General features: G+C 43.6%; 24 protein-coding genes. 7 read left to right on the forward strand and 17 right to left on the reverse strand.

Annotation, left to right across the window (positions count from 1 at the left end):
* Window positions 1–15 precede the first annotated feature (15 nt).
* Together AB4249_RS11975 and AB4249_RS11980 are read right to left on the reverse strand one after the other, a co-directional pair.
* Complete coding sequence (locus AB4249_RS11975) at window positions 16–624, reverse strand: hypothetical protein (protein WP_017061753.1); 609 nt, start codon at window positions 622–624, stop codon at window positions 16–18.
* Entirely contained in the window at window positions 617–1,564 is a 948-nt protein-coding gene (locus AB4249_RS11980; RefSeq protein WP_372103310.1) for an SURF1 family protein, read from the reverse strand. The genes AB4249_RS11975 and AB4249_RS11980 overlap by 8 nt, the downstream gene beginning before the upstream one ends.
* Here AB4249_RS11980 and AB4249_RS11985 point away from each other — a divergent pair.
* A complete protein-coding gene (locus AB4249_RS11985; protein ID WP_372103313.1) occupies window positions 1,452–1,682 on the forward strand; it encodes a DUF2909 family protein in 231 nt (76 codons plus the stop codon). The genes AB4249_RS11980 and AB4249_RS11985 overlap by 113 nt on opposite strands.
* 19 nt (window positions 1,683–1,701) lie before the next feature.
* Here the strand turns inward: AB4249_RS11985 and AB4249_RS11990 are convergent, their stop codons facing one another.
* From AB4249_RS11990 to coxB, 4 genes are read right to left on the reverse strand one after another with little or no spacing between them, the layout of a single operon-like run.
* On the reverse strand, window positions 1,702–2,586 hold the full coding sequence (locus tag AB4249_RS11990; protein ID WP_009845661.1) for a cytochrome c oxidase subunit 3: 885 nt from the start codon (window positions 2,584–2,586) through the stop codon (window positions 1,702–1,704).
* Window positions 2,587–2,624: 38 nt separating this feature from the next.
* Entirely contained in the window at window positions 2,625–3,254 is a 630-nt protein-coding gene (locus AB4249_RS11995) for a cytochrome c oxidase assembly protein (RefSeq protein WP_017064839.1), read from the reverse strand.
* An 11-nt stretch (window positions 3,255–3,265) separates the two neighbouring features.
* On the reverse strand, window positions 3,266–4,927 hold the full coding sequence (gene ctaD / locus AB4249_RS12000; RefSeq protein WP_017061756.1) for a cytochrome c oxidase subunit I: 1,662 nt from the start codon (window positions 4,925–4,927) through the stop codon (window positions 3,266–3,268).
* Complete coding sequence (coxB, locus tag AB4249_RS12005) at window positions 4,924–6,126, reverse strand: cytochrome c oxidase subunit II (RefSeq protein ID WP_102332015.1); 1,203 nt, start codon at window positions 6,124–6,126, stop codon at window positions 4,924–4,926. Before coxB ends, ctaD begins: the two co-directional genes overlap by 4 nt.
* Window positions 6,127–6,580: 454 nt before the next feature.
* Between coxB and AB4249_RS12010 the strand changes: the two genes are divergently transcribed.
* Window positions 6,581–8,287: a phospho-sugar mutase gene (locus AB4249_RS12010; protein WP_104216245.1), complete on the forward strand. Its 1,707-nt coding sequence runs from the start codon at window positions 6,581–6,583 to the stop codon at window positions 8,285–8,287.
* Between the two features lie 107 nt (window positions 8,288–8,394).
* On the opposite strand, the gene AB4249_RS12015 is transcribed toward AB4249_RS12010, so the two are convergent.
* The 4 genes from AB4249_RS12015 to yegD all read right to left on the reverse strand — a co-directional run bounded on the left by AB4249_RS12015 (window position 8,395) and on the right by yegD (window position 13,080).
* Window positions 8,395–9,027, reverse strand: a complete 633-nt coding sequence (locus tag AB4249_RS12015) for a LysE family translocator (protein WP_017068640.1) — start codon at window positions 9,025–9,027, stop codon at window positions 8,395–8,397.
* Between the two features lie 150 nt (window positions 9,028–9,177).
* Window positions 9,178–9,810 carry a fumarylacetoacetate hydrolase family protein gene (locus tag AB4249_RS12020; RefSeq protein ID WP_065585012.1) on the reverse strand — a complete coding sequence of 211 codons (633 nt, stop codon included), beginning with the start codon at window positions 9,808–9,810 and terminating at the stop codon, window positions 9,178–9,180.
* 349 nt (window positions 9,811–10,159) lie between these two features.
* Window positions 10,160–11,236, reverse strand: coding sequence for a porin (locus AB4249_RS12025; protein ID WP_102332013.1), 1,077 nt, complete (start codon window positions 11,234–11,236; stop codon window positions 10,160–10,162).
* Between the two features lie 491 nt (window positions 11,237–11,727).
* Window positions 11,728–13,080, reverse strand: a complete 1,353-nt coding sequence (gene yegD / locus AB4249_RS12030) for a molecular chaperone (RefSeq protein ID WP_372103316.1) — start codon at window positions 13,078–13,080, stop codon at window positions 11,728–11,730.
* A gap of 160 nt (window positions 13,081–13,240) precedes the next feature.
* On the opposite strand from yegD, the gene AB4249_RS12035 reads away from it, so the two are divergent.
* Window positions 13,241–13,549 (forward strand): DUF1289 domain-containing protein, encoded by a 309-nt coding sequence (locus AB4249_RS12035; protein ID WP_229648188.1) that lies wholly within the window; start codon window positions 13,241–13,243, stop codon window positions 13,547–13,549.
* Window positions 13,550–13,683: 134 nt separating this feature from the next.
* On the opposite strand, the gene AB4249_RS12040 is transcribed toward AB4249_RS12035, so the two are convergent.
* A complete protein-coding gene (locus AB4249_RS12040) occupies window positions 13,684–14,034 on the reverse strand; it encodes a HopJ type III effector protein (RefSeq protein WP_017061764.1) in 351 nt (116 codons plus the stop codon).
* A gap of 194 nt (window positions 14,035–14,228) precedes the next feature.
* On the opposite strand from AB4249_RS12040, the gene AB4249_RS12045 reads away from it, so the two are divergent.
* Window positions 14,229–14,888, forward strand: coding sequence for a PilZ domain-containing protein (locus AB4249_RS12045; RefSeq protein WP_372103319.1), 660 nt, complete (start codon window positions 14,229–14,231; stop codon window positions 14,886–14,888).
* Window positions 14,889–14,947: 59 nt separating this feature from the next.
* On the opposite strand, the gene luxQ is transcribed toward AB4249_RS12045, so the two are convergent.
* From luxQ to AB4249_RS12070, 5 genes are all read right to left on the reverse strand, one after another.
* A complete protein-coding gene (gene luxQ / locus AB4249_RS12050) occupies window positions 14,948–17,521 on the reverse strand; it encodes a quorum-sensing autoinducer 2 sensor kinase/phosphatase LuxQ (RefSeq protein WP_372103321.1) in 2,574 nt (857 codons plus the stop codon).
* Window positions 17,521–18,615 (reverse strand): autoinducer 2-binding periplasmic protein LuxP, encoded by a 1,095-nt coding sequence (locus AB4249_RS12055; RefSeq protein ID WP_229648191.1) that lies wholly within the window; start codon window positions 18,613–18,615, stop codon window positions 17,521–17,523. The genes luxQ and AB4249_RS12055 overlap by 1 nt, the downstream gene beginning before the upstream one ends.
* 308 nt (window positions 18,616–18,923) lie before the next feature.
* Window positions 18,924–19,238 carry a GIY-YIG nuclease family protein gene (locus AB4249_RS12060; RefSeq protein WP_017061768.1) on the reverse strand — a complete coding sequence of 105 codons (315 nt, stop codon included), beginning with the start codon at window positions 19,236–19,238 and terminating at the stop codon, window positions 18,924–18,926.
* A complete protein-coding gene (locus AB4249_RS12065; RefSeq protein ID WP_017061769.1) occupies window positions 19,239–19,895 on the reverse strand; it encodes a YceH family protein in 657 nt (218 codons plus the stop codon).
* A gap of 56 nt (window positions 19,896–19,951) precedes the next feature.
* Window positions 19,952–20,152, reverse strand: coding sequence for a hypothetical protein (locus AB4249_RS12070; RefSeq protein ID WP_017061770.1), 201 nt, complete (start codon window positions 20,150–20,152; stop codon window positions 19,952–19,954).
* Between the two features lie 195 nt (window positions 20,153–20,347).
* Between AB4249_RS12070 and AB4249_RS12075 the strand changes: the two genes are divergently transcribed.
* From AB4249_RS12075 to AB4249_RS12085, 3 genes are all read left to right on the forward strand, one after another.
* Window positions 20,348–20,662 (forward strand): DUF496 family protein, encoded by a 315-nt coding sequence (locus AB4249_RS12075; RefSeq protein ID WP_004742367.1) that lies wholly within the window; start codon window positions 20,348–20,350, stop codon window positions 20,660–20,662.
* A gap of 197 nt (window positions 20,663–20,859) precedes the next feature.
* Window positions 20,860–21,486 (forward strand): D-Ala-D-Ala carboxypeptidase family metallohydrolase, encoded by a 627-nt coding sequence (locus AB4249_RS12080; protein WP_017066096.1) that lies wholly within the window; start codon window positions 20,860–20,862, stop codon window positions 21,484–21,486.
* 166 nt (window positions 21,487–21,652) lie between these two features.
* Window positions 21,653–21,889: a hypothetical protein gene (locus AB4249_RS12085; RefSeq protein ID WP_372103323.1), complete on the forward strand. Its 237-nt coding sequence runs from the start codon at window positions 21,653–21,655 to the stop codon at window positions 21,887–21,889.
* A 32-nt stretch (window positions 21,890–21,921) separates the two neighbouring features.
* Here the strand turns inward: AB4249_RS12085 and AB4249_RS12090 are convergent, their stop codons facing one another.
* The gene (locus AB4249_RS12090) at window positions 21,922–24,486 is read right to left on the reverse strand and encodes an ATP-binding protein (RefSeq protein ID WP_372103393.1); all 2,565 of its coding nucleotides are present in this window, start codon (window positions 24,484–24,486) and stop codon (window positions 21,922–21,924) included.
* Window positions 24,487–24,537: the final 51 nt, after the last annotated feature.

The following is a 24,537-nucleotide window of genomic DNA, read 5'->3' on the forward strand; positions in this document are numbered from 1 at the left end:
CATTTGCGCCATCAACTACCCAACTCGTGACAGCTTAAGTAGCTTTCTTAAATCATGAATCATACCTTTGGATTGCCCGACTAACTGCGACGGTTCCGACACGCTTTTGTACTCCATAACCAACTGTCCTAGCGGGTCAATAATGACAATGGAAGCCGGCGAAAACTCGGTGCTTAACTGATCACCACCAGCTAACAAAGATAAATCAGGCTTGTTGAGCGAACCCGACAACGAGTTACCTTCTGAGACGAAAACAACGGCGGTCACTCGCTCTTTGTTTTTCCCTAACGCTAAGTAGCTTTGATTCAAATAATGAAGCTGTTGTTCACACAAGCTTTCGCACTCCATCGGTGCGATATACCCCACAACCCAACCCTCTCCTGCCATGGGTACCGTTACGCCAAAATCCGCTAGTGTAATTCTTGGTTCTACCAATTCGCCTGAGTTAGTGACACCTGATGTATACCAATTCTGATCCAACACTGTTTTGGCGATAATCGCAGGCAAAGCGAAAATTAAAACGAGTCCGATTAATACCAAGCGTCCTTTAGTACGACGGCTTCTGAGCTCAGCCATGTTTGCCTCGGTAATTTCCCTGTTCACTTGTGCTTGAGATTTATCCATCCTTATTCCTCGTGATAGGTGTTGCTTTTAGGTACCGATAGCCAATCAACAACATCAAAAACAAAAGTACCGCAGCCATAACAAACCATTGAAATGAGTAACCAAAATGCTTCTCAGACCTCATCGCCGTTGGACGCCATAACATTTCATAGGGCCATGAATCTAAACTCTGAGGTTGGAAGACAAAGGGCAGCACTTCTTGTCCTGTATACTGTGATAACGCTGCTATGTTTAGGTTTTGGATTCTATTCGGTGTCGTATTTTCTAAACCCAACTCATGACTTAAAGGATTAATTGAGCGTGTATACAAGCGCCCTGACATTTTGGTTGGTACAGTGATACTTCCTAATTGCGGTAGTTCTCTTCTGTCATTACTTGCCGGAACAAACCCAAGATCGATCAATAACTGCTTTTCGTGTAAAAGCTGGTTGCCTTGCTCTTTAGATTGAACCTCACCCAACATGTAAATCACATACCCCACCGTTCCTTGGTTAATCTGATTGTCTAACAAGACCACCAAACCACTTGGTGTTTCCAATTCAACATCAACCTTCAAACCATTTAAAAACTGCTGTTCAGATGTACCTTGGGCTTGTGTACGCGAGCCCTTCCATTCAGAGATAACCGTGTCCAATGACCTAAACGATTGCTGCGCTCTTTCTGATAGTTGCTGTTCATAACGTAATTTCTCGTTACCACGATCGAGTTGCCATAAACCTAACTTGATTAAAGCGCCGACTGAAACCACAGTTAAAACAACCGCTATCCAAAAACCTTTACTGCGGAACTTGTGTTCATCATCAATCAATCGGTTTGGAGTTATCACTATGGCGTCATCTACCTTTGTTCTGTTATTTAAACTCGTATTGGTCGCTTTGCTGTTTTTTATCGCTTTCAATTTGATGAAAGGTCTAATCCAAATCGCCTCAGGTAAACACAATGGAAAAAGACTCAGTTACTTCTTGGGTCGTCGTGTCATGTGGTCAGCCGTTGTCGTGCTACTTTTATTACTTGCTTTGGGATCAGGAGTGATAACTCCTAACCCTCGCCCCTATTAATCCCCGATAGGCTCAGCAGTTAAAGCACATAGACAAATACAAACAGGCCTAACCAAACCACATCAACAAAGTGCCAATACCAACTGCCCGCTTGGAACGCAAAGTGGTCTTTCGGAGTGAAGTGGTCTTTCGCAACCCTTGCCAGCAACACAATCAAAAAGATCGTCCCTAAACAGACATGTAAGCCATGAAACCCAGTAAGCAAAAAGAAGGTATTACCGTAGATGCCAGACTGAAGTGTCAGCCCCATCTCTTGATAAGCGTGAAGATACTCTTCAACTTGGAAGAACAGGAAGAAGCCAGCCAGAACAATGGTTATCTCCAACCACACGATCAAAGCCATACGCTTATTTTGTTCAAGACTGATATGTGCCATGTGCAGCGTCACAGAGGAAAGCAGCAGAATAATGGTGTTCTTAAGCGGGATACCTTGCCAAGGCATGGCTTGTGTCGTTACGCCATCAGGGGTCGTCGTTAGTGGCCAAATTGATTGGAACATCGGCCACAATACTTCATGGGTCATTTCATTATTGCCCGCACCACCAATCCAAGGCACAGAAATCATTCGAGCATAGAAAAGCGCGCCAAAGAAAGCGCCAAAGAACATGATTTCGGAAAAGATGAACCAACTCATTCCTTGTCTAAAAGAACGAGAAATCTGCTCAGAATAGAGACCACTCAATGATTCTGTGATCACATTGCTAAACCAACCTGCGAGCATGTAAAGCAGCACAGCAAACCCGACTAACAACACCGCTTTGCCAAACACACCACCTGCGGCGTCGGTACCCATGTTTTGCACCGTCAAGCCAGCGCCAACCGCGACCAAAAACAGTGCTACAGCACCCACCAATGGCCAGTGACTTTGATGTGGAACGAAATACACTTCCTTTTTAGAACTCATCGCTCAACTCCTTATGTTGATACTGGTTCTGTAAATTCCTAGTTACTTGCGAGTACGTTAGGCTCAGATTTATTGGCCGCAGCACCCACCTCATTCGTGATATTGAATAATGTGTAAGAGAGCGTCAGCGTATGTATCGATTCTGGAATATCTGGCTCAATGTAAAATATCAAACCCATTTCTGCGCTCTTGTGCCCGTCCAATGGCTGCTGATTAAAGCAAAAGCATTCCATCTTATTGAAGTAGGTTGCCCCCATACCTGGAGAAACCGACGGTACGGCTTGGCCAACCAATGAGGCTCCAGAAAGGTTTTTGGCAATGTAGTTAGTTTGAACCACCTCACCAGGATGAACCTCTAACACTCGAACTTCAGGCGAAAACTGCCATGGCATATCTGGCTTGATGTGGGACATGAATTCGACTCGAACCGTACGAGAGTAGTCTGGCTGCATTCCCTGAGGTTGCACCGCTGAAACAGTATTAGTTTTGCCATTGATGCCTAAGGCCTCACACATGACATCGTAGAGCGGCACCAAAGCGAAACCGAAGCAAAACATCGCAACCACGCTCAACACCAAGTAGCCCGTCAGCTTTTTGGTCGATCGCTTATTAGACAGGCGCTTAGGCTGTTTTTTATCTTGATTGGGATCGCTTTGCTTATCACTCATGGTTCTGCCCTCTAATCCACTTTCGGCGGATGGGTAAAGGTGTGGTGAGGCGCAGGGCTTGGTACTGTCCATTCAAGACCTTCAGCTCTATCCCAAGGCTTACTTGGCGCAGGCTCTCCCCCTCTTACGCACTTAATCGCTAGCCATAAGAAAATTAGCTGAGACAACCCAAACGCAAAACCACCAATCGACACGACTTGGTTAACGTCAGCAAACTGAATCGCATAATCAGGAATACGACGCGGCATACCCGCTAACCCTAAAAAGTGCATCGGGAAAAACAGTACATTAACTGAAATCACCGACGTCCAGAAATGCCACAGGCTGAGCTTGTGGTCGTACATATGTCCGGTCCACTTAGGCAGCCAATAATAGGCAGCAGCCATAATCGAGAACACGGCACCGGTTACCAGAACATAATGGAAGTGAGCCACAACAAAATAAGTATCGTGGTATTGGAAATCAGCTGGCACGATAGCGAGCATCAATCCAGATAACCCGCCAATCGTAAACAAAACAATGAAGGCAATCGCAAACAGCATTGGTGTTTCAAAGGTCAAAGCACCCCGCCACATGGTCGCTACCCAGTTGAAGACTTTCACACCGGTCGGCACCGCTATCAACATGGTGCAATACATGAAGAACAGTTCGGCAAATACTGGCATACCCGTGGTGAACATGTGGTGTGCCCAAACCAAGAATGACAACAGTGCGATACTACAGGTCGCATAAACCATCGAGTGATAACCAAACAGGCGCTTACCACTGAATGCAGGGATGATGGCTGAGACAATACCAAAAGATGGCAAGATCATGATGTACACTTCGGGGTGCCCAAAGAACCAGAATATGTGCTGGAACATCACCGGGTCCCCACCACCAGCGGCATCAAAGAAGCTAGTCCCAAAATACTTGTCAGTCAGTACCATAGTCACAGCCCCCGCGAGAACGGGCATCACGGCTATCAGCAAGAAAGCGGTAATTAACCATGTCCATACGAACATCGGTAGCTTGAACCAAGTCATACCCGGAGCGCGCATGTTCACTATGGTTACGATGACGTTAATCGCCCCCATGATCGAACTGATCCCCATAATATGAACTGAGAACACAAACAATGCCGTACTGTCTGGGCCATAAGTTGTCGAGAGTGGCGCATAAAATGTCCAACCAAAACTCGGCCCACCTCCCTCAGTAAACAAAGATCCGATTAAGATTAGAAACGCAAAAGGCAAGATCCAGAAACTGAGGTTGTTCATTCTCGGCAGCGCCATATCTGGTGCACCGATCATCATCGGAATCATCCAGTTAGCCAAACCCGTAAATGCAGGCATTACGGCACCGAATACCATGATTAAACCATGGACTGTAGTCATCTGATTGAAGAAATCTGGCTCAACGAGTTGCAAACCCGGTTGGAACAGCTCCGCACGGATCACCATCGCCATTGCGCCGCCCGTTAAGAACATTGCAAAGCTGAACCACAAATAAAGTGTACCAATGTCTTTATGATTGGTTGAATACAGCCAACGAGCCCAGCCTTTAGGTGCCGCATGTGAATCGTGATCATCAACAGGCAAATCATTATTGCCCAAGGTGCCTTCCGCAGAATGGCTCAGTACTTGATCTTCTGCTGGAGCCGATTTCACCGGCTTATTGATTGGTGAACTCATAACTGATCCTTAGCATCATTTTGTGCATCATCCGTTGAGCTTTCAGAACTGCCTTCTTGCTTCGCCTTATAAGCGTTGATATCTGAGGCCTGAACAATATCGCCGGTATCATTACCCCAAGCGTTTCGTTGATAAGTTACTACCGCTGCGATCTCTTTCTCGGTTAACTGATTATCGAATGCTTGCATCGCCGTACCGCCACGACCATAAACAATTGTGTCGATATGAACATCCACATCACCAAGGGCAATAGGACTTCCTTTGATGGCAGGGAATGCTCCAGGAATGCCCTCACCGTTTGCTTGGTGACAAACCGCACATCGAGTTTTGTAAACCTCTTCACCGATGGTATTCAACTCCGCCAAGGAAAGTGACGCACCTAATGCATCTTTTGCGGCTTGTTGTTCGGCTATCGCTAACTCTTTCTGCTCCGCTAGCCATGCGTCAAACTCATCTTCTTCCATGGCATGCACCACGATCGGCATGAAACCATGGGCACGACCACACAACTCTGCACACTGCCCTCGGTAAACACCAGGCTCATCTATCTTAGTCCAAGCCTCATTAATAAAGCCCGGAATGGTATCTTTCTTAACGGCGAATGCTGGCACCCACCATGAGTGAATCACATCATCGGAAGTCATCAAGAAACGGACTTTACGGTCAACAGGCAGTACCAGCGGCTTATCAACTTCTAGCAGGTAATGCGCGCCTTTCACTTCGAGGCCTTCAATCTCTTTGTCACTGGTCGCTAGAAGGCTGAAAAATTCGACGTCTTCACCAAAATAGCTGTAATGCCATTTCCATTGTGACCCGGTGATTTTAACGGTCAGATCTGATTGGGAGGTATCTTCCATCGCTATTAAGGTTTTGGTGGCGGGTATCGCCATAGCGATGAGAATGATGATAGGGATGATGGTCCAAAGAATTTCGACTTTCGTGCTTTCGTGAAAATGGGCAGCAACTGCGCCCTTCGATTTCCTGTGCCTCAAAATCGAATAAAACATCACACCAAAAACAACAAAGGCAATCGCACAACAGATGTAGAAGATCAGCATATGAAGTTCATACACCTTACCACTGATCTCAGTGACGCCTTGAGTCATGTTGTAATCACTGCTAGCGTGCACTAAAGGCGATACTAAAAGCACAACAAAACTCTTCAAAAGCCACGCTAGCCTAACCAGTAATCTTTTCAAAAGATCTCTCCTTGTCCTTCCTAATTGGATACTTGCGACCTAAATGTCGTTGCGAACTGGACAACATTCATTGTTATTCCGGCTACACATGAAAAGGCTGAATCTCAATCTACAACTCACATGGAACTAGCCTGTGAGCAGGCTACTGACCTCATATAAACCCAAGAACTAATACGGTTCAAAAGCGTTGGAGGTTTCCATGAAAGATTCAAAAACGGCGAATTTGTTAAATTTTGTTATATTTATGTAAAAGGCTAGTTAGTGATATCCAATTATTCAAGGTAAGTTTACTTACTAAACAGTCAATTATTTGAAGTGGCTTAATCTACGTGCCCTCTTGCCGTTGGAATTTATTTTATATCGAGTTTTACGATTGCTTTCATGGAAATGAGAATTAATATCACTTAAATTAAATCAACGGTAAGTCATACAGACATTAATAGGTTTAGTGATTATGCAAGATGCAATGAATTGGTTAGCGAGAGACCCAGATCCAAGAACTCGTGAAGAACTTCAACACCTCATCGATGAGGGAATGCACGACGAACTTGAAGACCGCTTTACTCAACGATTAGAGTTCGGAACGGCAGGACTTAGAGGCAAAGTTGGATGCGGCCCAAATCGAATGAACCGTTTAGTCATACAGGAAACAGCAACCGGGCTCGGCCACTACTTAATCGAACATGTCGCTAATGCGACCATTCGCGGTGTGGTCGTCGGTTATGACGGCCGTTTAGATTCAAAGCAGTTCGCGATTGATACCGCTTCCGTACTCACGGCTTTAGGCATTAAGGTTTATCTAACCTCGAACGTCGCGGCGACCCCTATCGTTGCCTTTGGTATTGAGCACTTCAACGCCGCAGCTGCCGTTGTGGTGACGGCCAGCCACAACCCACCGGAATACAATGGTTTCAAAGTGTACTGGGAGAATGGCGCTCAAATCATTCCTCCTCACGATGCGGGTATTGCCGCTGAAATCGATATCGCATCGACCAAGCCGCTCCCTTTAATGAGCCTAAGTGACGCTGAGACGCAAGGTAAGTTGGTGTGGTTAACTGAAGGCTATTATCAAACGTACCGCGCTGCGATCAATCAGAGCCCATACGTGAGTGACGAGATCGAATCGGCGAACACCACCATCACCTATACCGCAATGCATGGTGTCGGCGCACAAATGGCCGAGGATCTACTTCACGATTCTGGTTTCCATAAGGTGTTCAGCGTCGCCGAGCAAAGAGAGCCCGATGGTAACTTCCCAACCGTCAACTTCCCGAATCCGGAAGAAAAAGGCGCGATGGATCTGGTGGTTAACTTAGCAAAAAGTGTCGATGCCGACATTGCTTGTGCCAACGATCCAGATGCAGACCGATTTGCGGTTGCAGTGAGAACAGATGATGGCTCATACAAAATGCTAACAGGTGACCAAGTCGGCGTGCTATTCGCTCATTATCTACTCTCAAAGCCACATACCAAAAACCAATTAGTTGGTAACAGTATCGTATCTTCAACATTGCTTGAAAAAGTAGCTCAATCCCACGGGGCGACTTATTTCCAAACGCTGACAGGTTTTAAATGGTTAGCGAATATTGGCATGCAATTGGAAAATGATCAGAACGACTTCTTGTTCGCCTATGAAGAAGCATTAGGCTACACAATTGGTACTCAAGTACGAGACAAAGATGGGCTGTCTGCTATTGTCGTGTTTGCTCAATTGGTTGAGGAGTTAAAATCTCAAGGTCGAACAGTTTGGGATCTTCTCGCTCAAATTTCATTTGAACATGGGGTTCATACCAACGCTCAGCGAAGTATTGCACTAGACCCAGATTCACCATCGATTGGTTCTAAGCTCCGCTCGGCACAGCCTAAAGCAATCAACGGTGTCGCTATCTCTGTAATTGAAGATTTGCAGTCTTCTTTACGCTTCGTCATTGGAGGCAATACTGAAGCCATTAACCTGCCTGCAAGTGACGTACTCATCTATCATCTCGAAGATGGTTCACGCATTATCGTAAGACCTTCCGGTACTGAGCCAAAAGTTAAGATCTACTATGAGACGGTGACAAAATTTGAAGGGACAGAAACCTACGAAGACACTCGCCTGCGCGGTGAGAAGTACATGGAGAAACTGATTGAACAACACCAACAAGAGTTGAATTCATAGCGATTTAGCGCGTTCAACATGTAACGGTTAAATATAAAAAATGGACGCTCGTAGCGTCCATTTTTGTCTCAGCGGCTAACCACGAGAAGATGTCTGATTTGATTCGTCTACGAAGTAAAGAAAGAAGACAACATCCAGATAGCTAACACGATGAAAACTCCGCCCATGACTTTCTGTTGATAGGTACGAAACTTCGCGTTTTCTACGAGAGATTTACCAATCGTACCCACTAACGCCACCAGCAAAAAGTTAAACGTTAAGCCGAGAACATTCAGTAATAAACCCAGAACAAGCATCTGCTGACCGGAAGTCGCTTCAATATTCGTCGACACAAACTGAGGCAGAAACATCACAAAGAAAACCAAGGCTTTAGGATTAAGCAGGTTACTGATTAGCGCTCTTTGATAGTAGGCTTTTGCTGCAAAGTTATCGCTTAACTCAGGCGCGTTACCCTGCTCTGTTCGCAGGCAGTCCCATCCCATCTTCAACAAGTACGCGCCGCCTAACAAATGTAGAGCTTTAAGCGCTATTGGGCTCATTGCGATCAACGCTGATACACCCATAGCCGCTAATACTGTCAGAATGATTCCAGAAGTCGCATTACCTAGGCTTGCAAACACGCCGACCTTACGGCCATAGCTCATGCTTGAACTCGCAATCAGTAACATATCAGGGCCAGGTAAAAGAAGAAGTGCAACAACGGCAGTCAGGTAGACAGGTAAAATGGTTAAGTCGATCATGAGGGTCAGCATTGATAAAAACGGAGGCGGATTTTATATCAATTACCAACACCCTTCCAGATGCAATCAGTTGTTCGACGTTTATTTAATCGAATTAAAAACCAACATTAAGCGACAAAGCCAATTTATTAACTAAATAGAAAAGACTAATTAACTTGCTACCCATTCGATCTCAATCAATGTCGTATCGCCACACTTTAGGCGACCAAGGAAGATATCGCCTCGATGTACGGCCCCAACACCTTTTGGCGTACCTGTCATCACAACATCGCCGTCTAGTAAGGTGGTATAAGAAGACAGCTCTTCTAGGATAGTTTTTGGAGAGTAAAGCATCTGCTCAACATGTCCTTTCTGAACACGAACACAGTTAATAAACAACTCTAGGTTTAAGTCTGCAAGGTCTAAGTTATCAATTGGAACAAAGCGACTAAATACGGCTGAGCCATCAAAAGCTTTGGCGCGTTCCCAAGGTAAGCCTTTCGCTTTTAAGCTACTTTGCAACTCACGCTTGGTGAGGTCTAACCCTAAGCCCACGGCTGAGTATTGGCCATTTTCAACGATAAAGCAGATTTCAGCTTCATAGTGCAGTGCTTCTTGATGAAACGAAGAAAGAGAGGAAGTCACGCTGGTGCTTGGTTTATTAAACACCACCATAGAGTCAGGAATCGCATTGTTAAGTTCTTCAATGTGATCGACATAGTTACGCCCAACACACAGTACTTTTGTTGGGGTTGCTGTTCGTTTCGACTTCATCAATTGTTTCTGATCTACAACGCTGCTCATAGTTTATCCCTGAACTATTTTTAGAGAGCAGAGTTTAGCGCATCATAAAATGAGAGTCTTCGACAAGATGATTACCGATCTCTAAATTCTGATCTTGAGCTCAATTCATTGATTTGAATACTTTTAGGTAAATATCGGTGTATATCTCGACCTACCCTCCAGAAATAGAGTCATCGGCTTACATCAATTAGAGAAAATGAAACTAAAGTAGGCAGTTAAATTTGAAGAGCATTAAAACGAAAGAAGCCCTCTCAAACCAAAAGGCTTGAGAGGGCTTAGCATGGTGTCTAGGACAGTATCCTAAAAGGTAAACTTAAGAAGTAAACACTATGCTAAATAAGTCTGCGACTTATAGGTAGTAACGAGCACCAAGAGTCCACTTGTCGTCAGACTTGTAACCAGTTTCGTCGTTTAGATCGAATTGGTAACCAGTGTAGCCAACAAAGTTGCTAGTGAAGTTGTATTCAGCTTGTAGAGCTAACTCTTCACGAGCTGTAGTAGTTGTTCCACCTTTAAGAACTTCGCCTTCAACAACTTCGTAGTTCACACTTAGGTTCAAGCTGTTCGCAAGTGCGTAAGCTGCTAGTAGTTCGTAAGCATTGCTCTCTTCAAGAGTTGTACCACTTACAAGACCAGCGTTCATATTCTCATTAAAGCCGTAGATACCAGCTAGGTATAAACCAGAACCGTATGAACCGTATGCTGCAGATACTAGGTGAGATTCAGCAGTCTTAGAGACACCGCCTTCAGTGAAGTCGCCAGTGTTAAATGCATAGCCTAGTTTAACACCTGCAATAGAGTAACCAAGCGTTGCTTGAACACGATCACCGTAAGATGCAGTTGAACGCGTTGTAATAACTAAACCGTTGTTACCAACCGTTTCTGTTTCAGTAGTAACATCGTTATCACCCTGCCAACCTAGACCAAAACTAAATTCACCAGCTTCACCAAAATCAAAAGCATTGCGGTAGCTTACCATTTTGTCTGCACGACCAGTACCAAGTGCACCGTGGTTGTCGTATAGGAAGTCATTCGCAAAAGCAATGGGCATATCTGTTGCTGCAGCTACATCGTAGTATGGAGACCACTGTGTACCAGCAACTACACGACCAAGCTCTTCATGAGTCAAACCAACGTAACCAAGACGTGTTGTAAATGTGTCATCACCACCATCTAGGTAGTTAAGTGCCCATTCGCCTTTAGCGTCAGCAGTAAAGCCGTTACCCAGATCTTGAGTAGCGTTAAAGTTGATACGTGGAGAGTTTGTACCTACTGATGCATCGTCTTTTTCAGAACCGTTCACGTTTACTGAAACGTGGCCGCCTACAGAAAACGCTGTGCCGTCTTCGTTGTAAAGTTCTACAGCAACTGCCTGTGTACCAAATACTGCACCAGAAATTGCTAGCGCTAAAAGTTTCTTATTCATTGTCATATCCATTATGTAACTGGGTGAGTTATTCACTAACAACCTCGTGCTTACGGAGAAGTTGTTACCTGCATTTAACAAGTAGGCAAACACTAATATACGAATGACAAAAAAGTTGCATTAAAATATATAAAATAAAAAAAATCGCACTATAAAAAACAAAAATACCTTTTAAAACAGTTGATTAACACGACAATTACTGGGATTTCCTTTCATTCTTTGAGATAAATACTTTGATTATTTTTGATTTTATAATCACTAAAAAAGCATTAAAAATCTAAACCCAAGGTAACTCATCAGACCATCGAGAGGCTCGCCTTTGCCTTTGAAACATTTTGTAACACGTAGAGCTCAGCTGAAATATTTAGCTTTGTGAAACAAATCCCAATATGAGCTAGGAAAAATCGTTCAATAGAAAGTTCATTAGAGAAAAACAAAAAAAGGGCAACCAATCAGCGACTGGTTGCCCTTCATAACTCATCATTGAACTCTTATTTGAAGCAAACCTCAGCCCAACGAGCTAAACCTGCAGTTACTGAACCGAAGTAATTACCACTCACAATCGGTACATTCGGCACAGCTTGTTGTACGGCTTCACGAAGTATCGGTGAACGAGCGGAACCACCCGTCATGTAGATTACGTCTGGCTTTTTCTGGCCTTGTTGAATCGCTTCTTTAACCAACTCAATCATCTTAGACTTTGGTGTTTCAATCGCTTCAACCATCTGTTCGACTGAGATATCTACCTCGACCAGTTCAGAGGCAACATTAATCGCAGCACGATATTGAGGGGATTCTGCCAGCGCAATCTTGGCCTCTTCCGCTCTACGCACAATACCGTAACCCAAAGTGTCGTGATAAACCTTCATCAAACGTTCTAGCTTTTGAGGCTCTGACGCTTCTTTACGAAGTAATTTTAATGCCGCTAGGTTTTCTCTTGAATAGAAGTTCTTTTGAGCTTCAACATTATTAATCGCAATTGGGTTCCAGAATTGAGTCAGTGGCATATCAATACCCGAAATGCCTTTGCTGCCCATACCAAAAGGTGACATCAGTTGTTTGAATGCAAGATAGATATCGAGGTCATTCCCCCCTACCCTTTGCCCACTGTGTGCCAACAAGCTCTGGGTACGATCCGCTTTACCAGACCACGTTGGTCCCATTTCTAATAATGAGCAATCGGTGGTACCACCGCCAATATCAACAACCAATACTGTTTGGTTTTCAGTTAATGTGCTTTCGTAATCAAGGCCTGCGGCTACGGGCTCAAATTGAAAAGCGATATCAAGGAAACCGGCACGCTTAGCTGCGCGAGACAGTATGTCTTCAGCTTGTCTGTTCGCCTCTTCACCACCTCGACCGTGGAAGTTAATTGGTCGGCCGATAACAGCTTGCTTGATCTGCTCTTTAGTCGTGAGTTCGGCTTGATTCTTGATATTTGCCATCATGGCGCACACTAAATCTTCGAAAAAGCTCACCTGCACATCATGCAGTCCACTCGCGCCAAGGAAAGATTTAGGGGACTTAACATAATAAACATCGCGAGGGTCTTCTAAATATAAGTCCAACGCAGCCTGACCAAATGCCATGTCTTCTGGCACTAAGTCGATACTCTCTTCTCTGTTCAGCGCAATCGCACGTCGTAGTACTTGCTCACCGATCGCATCACTCGGCTTGATATTCAAGTGGCGGAATAGATGTTCAGAAACACTCTCACGAGTAGGCGCAAACACGGTTGAGGGAATATAGTGGTTGTTACCTTCTAGCGGTAACAGGCTTGGCTCTCCATTAACCATCGCCGCGACAGAACAGTTCGCTGTTCCATAATCAAATCCAATAAACATAATATCCCCCCACTCAACAAAAGGGGCGAGATGCTACATGAAAAGCCTAAAAATTACGAGGTCATTTCTAAATTTAACTGAGTAATTTCTTAGCTTAACGGCTCTTCAAGAAGAAACAAATATGCTACATTTCAGCCCAAATGAATCACAGGTTAGAGAAATGAAAACACCTTGCCGAGCGGCTTGTAAAAATAATGGCGGAATTTGTAGTGGCTGCTTTCGAACAATGGATGAAATTATAGGTTGGAAAGGCTTATCTGAAGAAGAGCAAACGTCGGTTATGGATAATCTTAGTGGCGCGAGTTCGACTCACCAATGTCCACAGTGTAATGAGCCAGCTCAATGCGATATCAGTGCGGGCAAAGAGACGTGTTGGTGTTTTGAGTTAGAAAAACGAGATACTAGCGATATTCCAAAGGCTGGAGTTTGTATGTGTCGTAAGTGCTTGTCTGCCCTGCCCGTTCAGTAGTTTAGAGCCCATTTAGTAAGTTACTGGATAGCAAGTTACTAGCCAGTTCAACATAGACAAAAAAAGCGAGAGGTTGTTTTCTCGCTTCAAAATACTGAGATTAAATTTCGACCTAATCGTTACCTGGTTAGTGTCTACTTCACTTTTGCAACCAGCGCAGGCTGAGAAAACTGGATACCATTCCAGCCATGAACCATAAAGTTACGAATATTTTGATGGTCGCTGTTCTCAGGAAAACCTAGCACGTCGTTACGATAAAATTGACCAAAACAAGCAAGTGTTTGCTCTGCTGATAGGCCTTGCTCTAAACCAAAAGCAAAAATCTTACACGAACCATTATTCTGCCCTGCAGCGTTCACTACCTCACCATTGCGAAATTCGCGCTCAGAAAAATCATAGTGAGCTTCGATCACTTGCATTGTATCTTCAAATTGCACGGCCTCTGGGGTTTCAGCCAGAGTATTCAATAAGGTTTCCAGTTCCATTTACTATTTCTCCATCAAGTATATATCTGTCAGCAGTGTATCTTGTTTTACGACAAGAGTAAGCCGTTGTTTACTTGAGATAGCGATTCACTTTTTTGTTGTACGCTGCTAATTACTTCAATGAAACTAATGACATAGTTTTATCAGGGCGTTATATTATTTTATCAAACGATTAACATTGTTCAGTAACGAATATGCATAAAGATAAAAACTTAGAACTGTTCAGATACCTAAAGCCAGGTACAAAAACAGCAGGTGTATTGGAATTTGGCCCAGACGACTCAATCCAGATCAGTACACTTTATATCGGACACAAAGAAGATCAGTACCTCATCCTAGAGCTTACGCAAAAAGCGACAGAAGCACTGACGCTGAGAAAGCTCACAAACGTTGATATTATTGTTCGTGCGATTACCGACACCGAACTTGGGCACATTGTCGCGTTCAAAACCAATGTACTGGCTCATATCACCTCTCCAGCACATCTAATCTTCCTTCGCCCACCCTCAAACTTTGCAACCAAGCCTATTCGTGAACACGAAAGGTATAAAGTACGTCTCAGCTGTGAAGTCACTTTTGATACCTTGTCGCTGGATGCCACACTAGTCGACTTTTCAGCGTCAGGGTGCGGTATCTATCTTACCCAGCAATCAGATATTGATGTCGGCTGGAAGATAAAAGTCAATTCTGACTTAAATGAGTACTTAGATGACGATCTTGTCTACAAGGTGGTAAGTAAGAAAAGGCAAAGACAAGGCCGGTTGCTAGGTATCCAATTCCCTGAACACCTAGATATGAGTGATGAGTTGAAAACGCTGCTATTGGAACAAGCCTTTGTCACTGGCTCGATATAAAGGCAGAAAATTAGTTACTTCTCTTCAACAGACTCCATTAAAGAGCACTAAGTTAAAGCCTAGTGCTCTGTGTCATTCCAGTATGAGTTTTTGAAATGAACAAACGCTTGGTGGAGCGACTCTTCTTTAATCGGCTTTACAATCACGTAATTCGCCCCTGCGGCCATAAAGCTGTCTCTAGTTGACTCTTGAGCATCAGCGGTACACGCATAAATAGGGGCTGACACACCAATCTCACCTCTTAGCTGCTGAGTGGTTTCAACACCACCGAGATTAGGGAGTTGGTTATCCATCAAGATCAAGTCATAGGTAATCGTCTTAGCCATCTCAATCGCTTCTAAGCCATCTTTTGCCCAGGTGACGACCATGCCATATTTCTTACAGAAAGCCTGAGCAATAAAGGCGTTGGTGTGATTGTCTTCCACCAGCAACACATTCAAAGGTCGACTAAACAACGCCTCTGGCTCAACCTCAGCTTGTTGCTTAGCATCGACTAATAGCGGCTTGGCGTGTACGACTACAGGAATTTCTATCGTGAACTCTGAGCCTTGACCTATCACGCTGCGGACTTGAATGTCCCCTTCCAGCATATCGACCAGATTTTTTACAATTGTAAGTCCTAAACCAGTGCCACCATATTCACGAGTGGTGGTCTCTTCGGCTTGAACAAAGGGTTCAAAAACAGCATCTATTTTGCTTTCATCAATACCAATGCCAGAATCTTTCACTCGAACGATCAAGCTGGCGTGATCGGAGTTAAAGATACTCTCGAGCTCAAAGCTGACGGAGATACCGCCTTGATGAGTGAATTTAAAAGCATTACTCAACAGATTAAACATGATCTGATTGAGGCGTACTTGGTCGGTATTGATTTCAATGTCATCAACCAAGTGATTCACAATGGTAAATTCGACGGATTTATCTTCACACAGCGGTCGATAGATGCTGTCTAAGGTATTAACTAACTCCCCTAAACGGAAGTCTTTCTTTTGAATATTAAACTGCCCTTGCTCAATCTTTGAGAAGTCCAAGATATCGTTAAGTACCGCCAGTAAATGTTCCGCACTATTACACAGTACATCCACCTGCTCGCGATTATCTTCATTGTGCATAGAGCGCTTGAGCAGCTGAGACACACCGAGAATACCGTTGAGCGGCGTGCGAATCTCATGACTCATCTTAGCTAAGAAGTCTGCTCGCACATTCGCAAGATGCTCAGCTTCTTCTCTTGCTCGATCAGCCTGTCTTTCCGCCTCGATAAGCTTAGTAATATCTTGCCCTTGTACCACCACTCCTGTGATGCCGTGTTCCACGCGAATAGCAGACATGTTCCAACGAAACACCTTTTCACCAATGGGTACGTTAATACCCGTCAGTTTAGAACCCTGAACCACCATTTGAATATTAGGCAGCATTCGCTGCTCAAACTCTTGGGCAATTGGACCATAATTGTCATCAGCATCGAACAACGCCATGCGAGCGGCGGGGTTCATCTGAATCAAATCGCCTTTTTCAGACCAAACTAAGATAGGCGAATGAGCAAAGTTAAAGAGATCTTGGAATTTTTGATTCTGTTCAGATAAGCGCTCAAAGGTGTCTTCAAGAGTACAACCAATATGATGAAATTCGAAAATGTTAGAGCCATCGAACTTGTTGTACTCTTCGCTAGCACTTGCCGAACGAGTAAAGTCCATTAGCTTATCAAGCTCGGCTGAGACTCTCTTTTGAATCCAAGTTCGAGCAAAAAAAGACATCAATATGATCACCACAATCACCACGATGATCGCACGCTGATAATTCTCTTCTAACGCAACGAAATTATTATTTTTTTGAACAGCTCGAATGATTAAAGGAGTTTCAACAGCATTAATCTTAATGGTTGCGATGGTAACGAAATGACGCGGCAACTGTTCGTACATTTGGTAATTGAGGATGTCAGTAATGGTGTAGCTTTCATCACCACTGAATGTCGATGTCACCGGTGTACCGTGCGCTTCAATCACGATATTTTCGCTATTACTGCCCTGTTGGATTGACTCAGCCAAAGAGAAGTTGTTGTCAAGCACAATGGCGATATAGAGTTGACCAAGGACTTCCCCAGTAGCGTTATCAACAATAGGGGTACGGCGAGCCAACAAGTGACGCTTACCTATATCTGTCCTCAGTTTAATAAAATGCCAATTACTGCTGAACGAAACCTCATCAGAAATATGCTTTAAGTTGGACTCATCCAAACCATAAAATTGACTGTTGCCGTCTTCCCAAGCCAAACCATCGTGGGTTGAGACAAAGCGTAAATCTGGTGCATGATCCGGTTCACGTTGGTCAACACCAAAGAAAAAGTAGCTCAGAGTCTCGTCATTACCCGTATCAATGTACTCTCTGAGAGTTTCACTGTGTGAGCTACTGTCTTGATGGATTTGCAGCACCGACAAACGATAATCAAACATGTTTTGGATCAGGCTTGAGGTTTGCTGTACCGTTCGATTCGTCTCTTGCTGTACGATATTACTGCTGGTTTCATAATTATGAATAAGCACGCCAAGTGCCATCACGCCTATCACCAAAATAACGATACGCGTAATGAGTCTAGCTAAAGTGTTTCTAGGTGTACTGGCGTAACTTTTCTTCATTAGTGACCTGAGTACCTAAATGCTCGCTGTTTAAGTTCTGAAATACGTTCTGGGGAATCTTCCTTGGTGACAATTTCAAATTCACCAGAGTAAACGGTAGGCACTTCCAAACCAGCTAGATCCCACTTGATCGCCTCTGCCATTGCAATACCTGTATCGTCGTTCATACGCATGACAGTAACATCTAGGTCGCCCCTTGCAATGGCTTCAAGTTCAGCAGAGCCGCCTCCCCAACCATTCACTAAGATGTCTTGGCCCGATTCACGAATCGCTTCCATTGCACCGAGAGCGACATCCGTTGAACATGCATAGATAAAGTCTAGATCCTTATCGTTCTCTATGCTGATTTTAGCCGCTTGGTAGCCACTGTCTTTGTTTGATTTTGTGTAAAACGAAGACTTAAGGGTAAAGTTGGTAACCGTATTCACTTCATGGATAAAAGTATCTCCACGCGCATCACTGATATAGCCTTGTGAGTAATACAAAACAGAATACTTACTGTCTGGCGGACTTACTTGTTTAAAATAGTCCGCCAGTTTTAAGCTGCCTGTCGCATGGTCAAAACCCACATACATAAATGGCTGTCTATCTGCCCAAGCTCGCACTGGCGTCGTGATATTTTGAAGAATCAGTTTGGTGTCTGTAGAGGTCAACACGTACTCGATAAACTTGCGGTGGCGCGTGGTATCTAGCGTGAAAATCAAATAATCCGTCTTGTTTTCAATCGCTTCTTGCAACGAAATACTCTGCTGCGCGAGATCGGCATTAATACGGGTAAACACTTGATTTATTTGATAGCGGATCTTCAGCCTATCGAGACGCTTCTCAAAAGCTTGAATATTGCGAACCCAGTAATCCGAGATCTGTTGACCCGGATACACCACGGAAATCGTAATTGGTTCGTCTTGGATTCTTCTCAGTGGCACAGGGTGATTTTGTACAGCCTCGACCATTTTATCGGTCAATGCTCTTTGTTCTGGAAAAGTGGAAAGATAATCTTGGTATTCCCAGTACCTATTGAGGACATGAGTACCATGGGAAAGAGCGGACGCAGAAAATACGGCAAGTCCAAACAACATCAGTAAACGTTTCATATTTTTCTCGTTTTATATGAGCTACTTTGGCTCATTTTTTAACCTAGCATGACACCATCTCTTTGTATGGCTAATGGATATTATGTAGGACAACGATGATAAATGATAGCGTCTAACACTAATTAGAACGACATTCTAAATGAGCAATATGTTAATTTGGAATGGAGATTAAGAACATCGAGTTAAATTATGATTTCAGCCCATTCACGGTAAGAGTAATTACCATTTAAATTCATAAGCTTAGCTAGAGCCGATATAGCTCCTTACACTATTAAGATTTAATCAATAACAAACATTTTAGCTATGAATTATGAGACTTCGATATATTGAATTTTGTCTTTTTGCCACTCAATAATCAGTTTGAGTGATACCAGTTTTTCTTTGCGGGATTTGGGCAACTGCTTGATCGCGTATTCGGTTTTCAACGCCTCACTTTTTGAGCCAACACCAAAGCTCCAAACCAGCTTAAGTGGGCCTTTACCTTTTAAAGCTTTGGCGCCTTTACCGGTTTGATGTTGTTCAAATCGACGTTCTAGATTGTTCGTCACGCCACAATAAAGGGCATTGTGACGATTGCGGATCAAGTACACGACCCAATCCGCATTTTTATCAGCATCTGACATTTAAAGCAGTGATTCAACCAGAGCCTTAAGCTCTGCCACTTCTGCTCGTAGGCTTGCAACTTCAGACTCAAGCTCTTCAAACTTTTCACTCGTTGCAGAGGGGGCAGCCGCGCTTACTGATGCCATCGCAAACGCTTCAACGTCCACTTCACCGCTCAACAAATGCTGGTAGCGTGATTCACGTTTACCCGCTTCGCGTGGCAGCTTCACAACCAAGGCACCTGCTTCTCTTGCAGCGAGTTTGTCTAATGTTGCTTCTACTTCTTTCACATCACTAAAGTTTGCAAGGCGACCCGTTCGAGTACGAAGTTCACCGGGTGTTTGCGCACCGCGCAGTAACATACAGCAGATGATTGCACGCTCTTGCTCTGTAAATTGCAGATCGCCGAACTCAGTGTTGCAGAAACGATGCTGATACTTATTAACACGGCTATTGAAGCTGCTCTCATCACTCACCATGCGACGTCCGATTAAACCATCAACTGCATCTAAAACATCTGACTCAGAAAGAGAGAGAACAGGTTCACGGTTACTCTTTTGATTGCATGCCGTGGTTAAACTGTTCAGTGTCAGTGGGTAATGATCGGGAGTAGTGACTTCTTTCTCGATCAAACAACCGATAATTCTCGCTTCAATTGGGGAAAGTACTGTGTTCATCGTTTTTCCTTTTTATTATTTTGATAATTCCATCTCAACACCTAACAATGCAGTAACTAGTGTTCAGACAAAATTGGTACTCGTTTCTTTCTGCCCTGTTCATCAATCATTATGATCTTAGAACGGTTTAGCTCTATTTCCACGACTTCCAAATAAGTACGCTCTTGTACATACGCATCACGAAGCTTGTTTTGTTCTGCTGAAGATTCAGTGACATTCTCGTCCAATTCTTCGTTTTCCAATTGTTGTTGATTCATTTCACATTTCGTATCAATGCAGTATCTACATGGGATACTAACTTGAACGGTAAGATAAAAACAATCACACATCAGCGAGAGTGACGAATAATTAAACAACCTTACTTTTGCTTTGATCTAAAGACTGTTACATCATCAATTGATGTGCTTTAATCAGAAGCAGACAACGTATTTGACGAATAGGAAAAGGAATCTATGAGCAGCGTATTTGAAATTGTTAACCAAGCACGACGTAAGAACAAACTTAAGCGTGAACTTTTAGACAACGAAAAGAAAGTTCGTGACAACCGTAAGCGTGTCGACCTTCTTGATAACCTACTTGATTACATCAAGCCAGAGATGACCCACGACGAGATCCTAGGCATTATCAAAAATATGAAAGCTGACTACGAAGACCGTGTTGATGACCACATCATCAAGAGCGCTGAGATTTCTAAAGCTCGCCGTGACATCAGCCGTCGCATTCGTGAACTGACAGAAGAAGACAAGCAAATCCAAGGTAAGAAGTAATCTAACCTCGCTAATTTACTTGTAACAATGTTAGTAACCCACTCTTAGTAGTGGGTTTTTTTTACCTAAACTCCAGCGTCTATACTTAAGCATCTAAACCTAACCGTCTAGGCTTAAGCGTACCTAAGCAAAATGAATGAAACTCAACAGCAGTATCAAACTAAATAACGAGTGTACACTAGCGATGGAGAGACTTTATGTACGGAAGTATTCTGATTACCTTGGCGTTATCAACGACACAACCTTACCCTGAAAAATTTGAGAAACTTTATACCGAAGAAACCGAAATCACTTATGACGATCTCGTGGTCGATGTTCATGGCTACAAGGTTCCGACCCGATCAGCATTTCGAGGTTGGATGCTCCTCAATCACGCTCAAGACCAAGTGAGAGCAATCGGACAACAACTCAAGGACAATGGCGTTACTCAGAGCATGCCTCTGCATCTCGTTCTATTGCAAGGGACGGATTGGGCAATGAGTAATACAACCTTGTTTACCCTCCCAAATAAGAAACATGTGCCAAACATGATCAATACCCTGAAGTACATACAACAATATATTGAGCCTGAAATCGGTGTTGTTATACCAGTATCTGGAGAGCGAACCGATATCTACAATCAACAAGCTGGTGGTGCACTGCGAAGTAAGCACTTAGAGTTTTGTGCCTTAGACCTAGTGCCTGCAAATGACATTACTCGCGAAGATCTACACGTGAAACTTAAAAAGATTCATTCGGAATTCGGGCAAAAAAATAATGTCGGGCTTGGTTTATATTCAGGTGTTCGATTCCACATCGATACTTGTGGGTTTAGACAATGGTAAAGAAACACGATCAAGTCATAAAGACCTGCAATTCGCACGTGTCACTTAGACTCTAAAAACAAGCAAAATTACATAAGATTATGATTTTAAATGTAAATTAAAACTGGAACGCTAATTGATATTAATAACAAGTATCATAATTATTAATAGCAATTAGGAATTCAATATGAAGACGATGACTCAACGCTTTCAAACTCTGCTTTCTGTTTCAAACTTCAGTCTAGCTATCACAACCTTGCTTATGCTTCTCAGTATTATTGTTGCTTATCCGATGGCCGATTACTTCTCACTACCCATTCAAATTTTCGCACACATCAGCACCATATTAGTGGCCGGGTTACTAAAAATCAGCTACGTAGGCCGCTGTGTTGCACAATACAGCCTTGGGCGAGAAGTACGCTAAATCACACAGCGCTAGCCTTGATACTGGGACCATTAGACAATATCAAGGCTACTGAAAAGATCATACAGTTGGTGGGATTTATAAGGTTTTGGCAAGTAGGCGTTCATGCCTGCTTCAAAGCAATTTTTGATGTCCTCTTCTAAGACACTAGCGGTTAAAGCAATAATGGGTAGTGGTGGGGCTTGTTGATCTGTCTCCCACTCTCGAATCACACGAGTCGCCGTTATACCATCCATAACTGGCATCATGCAGTCCATTAGAATGGCATCAAACTGAGCGCCCTGGGTGATGACATCCACCGCTTCTTGGCCATTGCTTGCAATCAAATATTCATAGCCCGCTTGCTCAAGGAAGAAGCTCGCTATCTTCTGATTCATCAGGTTGTCTTCAACAATCAGAATACGTCGATTCAGAGAACGAACTTCTTCATCTTTTACTTCCACCGTCGGTGATTGTACTTCACCGGCATCAAGCGATCGTAGGCTGTTTAAGAAGCGTCTACCCAAAAATGGTAATGTGTGAGTCGAGTGAACCGTTTCTGTGATTAGATTGGTTTTAAATAGGTGATGCTGGCACACAATAACGCGAGTCAGCGGATACAACGCCTTTAACGCCTCAAGATCTTTCCTCATAGAGTGATGCAGCGTGTGACAATAAAGCACCAAGTCACTTTCTTTCAGGCTCTCACCAAGATCCGAAATGGATGATACAACATTAGGTCGAACATTTAAGCGCTCGCACTCTTTGACCAATTGATCGAGGTAATTGAAAGAATTAGAAATAATTGTCGCACGGCTTAGGTTATCGAAAGTTTGAACAGGCGCTTCTACAACATCGACATACAAACAAAAAGTGAATGTAGAGCCCTCTCCTTTCACTGAACGCGCGGTAATGTAACCACCCATCAAATCAACAAGCTGTCGACAAATCGCAAGCCCTAACCCCGTACCGCCAAATTGACGGGTAATGCTGCCATCTTCTTGAGTGAAAGGTTCAAATATGGACTCTAACTTCTCGGGCTCAATCCCAATCCCGGTATCAGACACGCTGCATTCAAGCTTGCCCCTGCCCATAGACATAGGTGTATAAGAAATGTCAGTTGTAATTGTGCCCTTAGACGTAAATTTGATGGCATTAGAAAGCAGATTGGTCAGCACCTGTCTCACGCGGTACTCATCGAAAAACAGTTGTGACGGCGTTTGATAATCGATATTGATGTCGAGCTCAATATCCTTACTTATCGCTTTCGACTGAATCACACTCACAGAGTCATAAACCGCTTCTCGCAAATCAGCATTGTGTGGTGACAACATCAAGTTACCCGACTCGATTTTAGACAGGTCGAGTATGTCATTCAGCAGCACCAGTAAAGAGTGAGAAGACGATTCGATATCCCCCAGTACTTCTTGTTGATTTGGGCTCAGTTGGCTTTGAGATAAGATCTCAGCCATGCCAATGATCCCGTTAAGTGGCGTGCGTATTTCATGTGACATATTTGCTAAGAATGCGCTTTTGGCTTTGTTAGCCGAAATCGCGTCTTCTTTTGCTGTTATCAACTCTTTGTTGTGCAGATAGTTGCGTTCCATCACTCGATTTAGGGTTTCAGTGAACTCGGCAAGCTCATCGTTCCCTTGGATACGAATCACCTTTGGCTGGCCGTAGCTATCAGCGCATTCCGACACACCTTTCAAGATAATCGACAGGTTTCTGTTTAAGCGCAGAGATGTCGCAACCCCAAGCCACATCAAAACACCAGAAGCGATGAGTATAAGCAACGTCATGACCAAGATTTGCCTTTTCTGCAACGCGATATTCTTGGTCAGTTCAAACTGTATTTGATTGGTGTAAGCGCCAATCGCGTTTGAAATAGCCCGTTTTTTAACCTCTAAGCTTTTCAAGTGTTGATATATTTCGGGTGATGAAAAGTCCCCTTTGAGGATTCGAGATGTAAATTTGTCTTGGAATTCATCTTTGGCGACAGCGTTTAGCAACTGTCTAATGTTTGGAGAACGCGTATCCGAACGGAAAAATGTATCTAATAGCTGTTGCTGCCTCTCTAGAGCAGCGACATAGCTAAGCAAGTATTGGTTTTTAAACTCTGGGGAGCGATTCAAACTGAAGCTTAACCACGCTTCTCTCTGAGTCCAAAACACATAATGCGTAAGATTGATAAACATCGCTTCAGCTTGACCGATATTTTCATCGACTAAGGCCATACGATATTCAGACAGCTCCATCAGCACGTCTTTTAACAAGTCGAAAGCGCGCTCTGTCAATTTTCTGCTGTCTGTCGTTTCAGGTGTACTAGCTAGGATCATCAACAACTTTTTCAATTCAGCTAACTGAGGGTCAATACTCCAATTGCTGTCGAACCGTTGAAGTCGCATTCCATACTGAGTCAGTCTATCCAGTTCTGATTGCAGTGTTAAAAGCAACTGACCTTTCTCAGGGGAATCATTAGACAGAACCAACCATCGATAAGCATCGCTGGAAACGGTATTAAAAGATTGAAGCGCTTCAACCTTAATACGAGTTGTTTCAAGGTGATTCATCTTCTTATCGTTCTTGAGCACTTCATTGACTGTAAAACCAAACATGATGAATACAGAAACCGTGGAAAGAAATATAAGACGCCATCTAATTGACAT

This window comes from Vibrio sp. 10N.261.55.F4, from assembly GCF_041470465.1.
GTDB lineage: Bacteria > Pseudomonadota > Gammaproteobacteria > Enterobacterales > Vibrionaceae > Vibrio > Vibrio crassostreae_C.

Bases quoted from the DNA above. Each gene is read 5' to 3' on its own strand.
- AB4249_RS11995 (WP_017064839.1), bottom strand. From the start codon at position 3,254: ATGAGTGATAAGCAAAGCGATCCCAATCAAGATAAAAAACAGCCTAAG.
- AB4249_RS12065 (WP_017061769.1), bottom strand. From the start codon at position 19,895: ATGAACACAGTACTTTCCCCAATTGAAGCGAGAATTATCGGTTGTTTG.
- yegD (WP_372103316.1), bottom strand. From the start codon at position 13,080: ATGTTTATTGGATTTGATTATGGAACAGCGAACTGTTCTGTCGCGGCG.
- AB4249_RS12025 (WP_102332013.1), bottom strand. From the start codon at position 11,236: ATGAATAAGAAACTTTTAGCGCTAGCAATTTCTGGTGCAGTATTTGGT.
- AB4249_RS12055 (WP_229648191.1), bottom strand. From the start codon at position 18,615: ATGAAACGTTTACTGATGTTGTTTGGACTTGCCGTATTTTCTGCGTCC.
- AB4249_RS12075 (WP_004742367.1), top strand. From the start codon at position 20,348: ATGAGCAGCGTATTTGAAATTGTTAACCAAGCACGACGTAAGAACAAA.
- AB4249_RS12015 (WP_017068640.1), bottom strand. From the start codon at position 9,027: ATGATCGACTTAACCATTTTACCTGTCTACCTGACTGCCGTTGTTGCA.
- AB4249_RS12040 (WP_017061764.1), bottom strand. From the start codon at position 14,034: ATGGAACTGGAAACCTTATTGAATACTCTGGCTGAAACCCCAGAGGCC.
- AB4249_RS11975 (WP_017061753.1), bottom strand. From the start codon at position 624: ATGGATAAATCTCAAGCACAAGTGAACAGGGAAATTACCGAGGCAAAC.
- AB4249_RS12035 (WP_229648188.1), top strand. From the start codon at position 13,241: ATGAAAACACCTTGCCGAGCGGCTTGTAAAAATAATGGCGGAATTTGT.
- ctaD (WP_017061756.1), bottom strand. From the start codon at position 4,927: ATGAGTTCACCAATCAATAAGCCGGTGAAATCGGCTCCAGCAGAAGAT.
- AB4249_RS12090 (WP_372103393.1), bottom strand. From the start codon at position 24,486: ATGTTTGGTTTTACAGTCAATGAAGTGCTCAAGAACGATAAGAAGATG.
- AB4249_RS12080 (WP_017066096.1), top strand. From the start codon at position 20,860: ATGTACGGAAGTATTCTGATTACCTTGGCGTTATCAACGACACAACCT.
- AB4249_RS11985 (WP_372103313.1), top strand. From the start codon at position 1,452: ATGGCGTCATCTACCTTTGTTCTGTTATTTAAACTCGTATTGGTCGCT.
- AB4249_RS12010 (WP_104216245.1), top strand. From the start codon at position 6,581: ATGCAAGATGCAATGAATTGGTTAGCGAGAGACCCAGATCCAAGAACT.
- AB4249_RS12020 (WP_065585012.1), bottom strand. From the start codon at position 9,810: ATGAGCAGCGTTGTAGATCAGAAACAATTGATGAAGTCGAAACGAACA.
- AB4249_RS12085 (WP_372103323.1), top strand. From the start codon at position 21,653: ATGAAGACGATGACTCAACGCTTTCAAACTCTGCTTTCTGTTTCAAAC.
- AB4249_RS12045 (WP_372103319.1), top strand. From the start codon at position 14,229: ATGCATAAAGATAAAAACTTAGAACTGTTCAGATACCTAAAGCCAGGT.
- AB4249_RS12070 (WP_017061770.1), bottom strand. From the start codon at position 20,152: ATGAATCAACAACAATTGGAAAACGAAGAATTGGACGAGAATGTCACT.
- luxQ (WP_372103321.1), bottom strand. From the start codon at position 17,521: ATGAAGAAAAGTTACGCCAGTACACCTAGAAACACTTTAGCTAGACTC.
- AB4249_RS12060 (WP_017061768.1), bottom strand. From the start codon at position 19,238: ATGTCAGATGCTGATAAAAATGCGGATTGGGTCGTGTACTTGATCCGC.
- AB4249_RS11990 (WP_009845661.1), bottom strand. From the start codon at position 2,586: ATGAGTTCTAAAAAGGAAGTGTATTTCGTTCCACATCAAAGTCACTGG.